This is a genomic window from Myxococcus sp. AB025B, assembly GCF_006518215.1.
GTDB lineage: Bacteria > Myxococcota > Myxococcia > Myxococcales > Myxococcaceae > Myxococcus > Myxococcus fulvus.
Map to the genome: position 1 here is coordinate 1 of NZ_SRLW01000539.1, position 3098 is coordinate 3098.

Sequence of the window (3098 nt, forward strand, 5' to 3'; positions counted from 1 at the left end):
CTACCAGGGGTGGGGCGCGGTTGCTCGCATTGCGCGCGGCTTGCTCATCACCCGAGCGACGTGGTGAACTTCCAGCCCCACCCTTCGGGGACGTTTGACTTGCACTGCCCCTCCTGCGGCGCTGACGCCCAAGAATCCTCCCGTTTCTGCCCGGCCTGCGGCGCGACCCTCGTGCGCACGGCGGATGCTGACGACTACGTCGGCATGACGATTGCCCAGAAGTACCGGGTCGAGGCCCTCATTGGCGAGGGGGGCATGGGCAGGGTGTTCCGGGCCCGGCAGATCTCCCTCGACAAGGTGGTGGTGCTCAAGGTGCTGCGGCACACGTTGCTGTCGGACGAGCGCACCGTGGCGCGCTTCCAGCGCGAGGCCAAGGCGGCCAGCCGGCTCAACCACCGCAACTCCATCAGCGTGCTGGACTTCGGCCAGGCCGAGGACGGCGCGCTCTTCATCGCCATGGAGTACGTGGCGGGGCAGGACCTGCACCAGATTCTCAGCCGCGAGTGGCCGCTGGGCGAGGCGCGCGTGGTGCGCATCGTCAGCCAGGTGCTCGGCGCGCTGTCGGACGCGCACGGCGCGGGCGTCATCCACCGGGACTTGAAGCCCGAGAACATCATGGTGGAGCAGCGGCGCAACGAGCCGGACTTCGTCAAGGTGCTCGACTTCGGCATCGCGAAGATCACCGACTCCACGGACGACGGTCCGGCGCTCACCCGCGCGGGCTTCGTCTGCGGCACGCCCGAGTACATGTCGCCGGAGCAGGCGCGCGGGGCGCAGCTGGACCACCGCTCTGACCTGTACGCGGTGGGCGTCATCCTCTACCAGCTGATGACGGGGCTGTTGCCGTTCGAGTCCGACTCGGCGGTGGGCTTCGCCACCAAGCACCTCACCGAGGAGCCTCCGCCCCCGACGCGGCGGCGGCCCGACGCGCGAATCTCCCCGGCGATGGAGCGGCTCATCCTGCGCACGCTCTCCAAGGACCCGGATGATCGCCCCGCGAACGCGGAGGCCTTCCGCGCGGAGCTGCTGGCGGTGGAGAAAGAGCGCCGTCGCGAGGCGGCGGGCTCGCGGCGTCCCCAGCCCTCGGCCGTGCTGGCGCCGCTGCCGCGCAAGTCCGGGGGCCGCCCCGACGATGCCCGGGATGCCACGGCCCCCGGGTGGGGCAGCGAGATGACGGTGGAGGCCACCGTCCGCGCGCTTCCGGACGTGCTCTCGCCGCTGCCCTCGAGCGCCGACGTCATGCCCGCGACGCGGGAGAAGACGGACTCCGTCGTCCCCACCCAGCCCGGCGTCGGTGGCGGCGGACTGGCGTTCTTCTTCAAGTCGCTCACCGTGCTGCTGGTGCTGGGCGCGGGGCTCTTCTACGCCTACATCTATTACACGCAGGGCGCGGGGAAGGGCGGGGCCTCGCACTTCCCGATTCCCTCCAATGCCCCGGTTCCCGGCAGGACGGGGAGCGTCATCTCCGCGGATGCGGACCGGCCGCTGTACGACAGGATGATTCCCGCGGCCGATCGCAACCTGGAGCTGTCCAAGAAGCACTCGCAGGAGGGCGACCAGTCGCTGGAGCGCGGGAAGCTGGACATGGCCGCCACCAGCTACCTGAACGCGTTCGAGGCGAACCCGGACCCGGAGCTGGCGCTGAAGCTGGGCGAGGTCTACTGGCAGCGGGACCAGCAGGATGAGGCCCGGAACTGGTGGATGCGTCACCTGCGCGACGTGCGGGACTCGAGGGCCCGGGCGCTCATCGAGCAGCGGCTGGGCGGCAGCGTGGCCCGCCCGTCGGCTCCGTAGCGTCGGTGCGTGGGTCGGTGGTGTCGGGTGGTGGGCCCGCCCGCGCGACTCCGCCGCTCCGTAGCGTCAGTGCGGTGGCGTCGGGTGGGGGGTGCCTGCCCGCGCCGACCCTGCCTCGTTCCCATGCAGGGCGGGGTGCTCGTCTTCGCTGGCGGGGGGCGTGCTGCCACGGACATGCTGAGACCGCGGAAGCGTCGTCCTCGAGAGGTGCCGCTCCGCGGAGGGGCCATCTTCAGTGGCGGCACTGAGTCTCGCGAGGCCCCGGCTTGCTATCGGGCCTCATCGAGGCATGACTCGTCTCGCCCGAAGCGGTCATGCGCTCCCGCGCATGCTCTGATGCGTGCTGCTCGTGGGACGTCCGTGGGCGCCCGAACGGAGCACACCCGCTCGCTCAGGCGAGCGTCTCCACCTGCAGCACGTGCTGGCCCAGACGGACGCGGTCTCCCGGTCGCAGCGGGCGCTCCTCGCCGGGAGGGATTCGCACGTAGGTGCCCAGTCCGCCGGACAGGTCCCTCAGCAAGGCACCCGTGGGAGTGGGCGACAGCTCGCAGTGGCGACCCGCGAGGCCCTCGTCGCCCGGGAAGCTCAGGTCGCAGTGGGCCTGTCCGAGGGTGAGCAGGGGCGCCGCCGTCACCACCGCGCGGCCACCTCGGCCGCCCATGATGACCTCCTCGACGCCGTACACCGTCTGCCCGAGCGGCACTGGCGCGCCGTACACCGTGGGCCGACCCGCCACCGGCGCGACGGGCTCCAGGCGCCCCGTGAAGCGGAACAGCCGCTGGCCCGCGCTGAAGTGCGTGCGCGCGGTGATGGCCTCGGTGCCCGCCACCGTGACGAACACCCCCGAGGCGCTGTTCTCGTCGCGCACGAAGAGCGCGCCGTCCTTCACCAGGAACGTCGCGTGGAGCGGCGAGACGAACCCGTCATCCGGGAAGAGGATGGCGCCGCGCTGCCGGCCCACCACGCAACCCGTCACCGGCAGCTTGTAGCGCTGCCCCCGCGTGGACCCGGCGATGACCGCCAGCCCGAAGCGCGAGGCCGCCGGTGGAGGGCGGGGCGCCGCCACGGCCGGGGCGGAGGTCCCCGTGCGCCCGGGCATCGCGGCGTCGGGCACCGGCGGAGGCGGCCGGGTGTTCGCGGGGCCCTGCGGCGCGGCTCGGGGCGCCAGGGCTGGAGGCGCGTTGCCCGCGGGGGGCGCCGCCGGAGGCCGGGTGTTCGCGGGGCGCTCCACCATCAACCCCGCGGCGGCCGTGGGGGGCGGCGTCCGGGCGGACGGCCTCATCCCCGGCGGAATGGCGCTGGGG

General features: G+C 72.8%; 2 protein-coding genes. One reads left to right on the forward strand and one right to left on the reverse strand.

Annotated features, from left to right (window positions below; genetic code table 11):
* Positions 1–99 precede the first annotated feature (99 nt).
* Positions 100–1794 carry a serine/threonine-protein kinase gene (locus FL311_RS42215; RefSeq protein WP_141333257.1) on the forward strand — a complete coding sequence of 565 codons (1695 nt, stop codon included), beginning with the start codon at positions 100–102 and terminating at the stop codon, positions 1792–1794.
* A gap of 391 nt (positions 1795–2185) precedes the next feature.
* On the opposite strand, the gene FL311_RS42220 is transcribed toward FL311_RS42215, so the two are convergent.
* Positions 2186–3098: FHA domain-containing protein (locus FL311_RS42220; RefSeq protein WP_141333258.1), on the reverse strand; the 913-nt coding region annotated here is incomplete at its 5' end.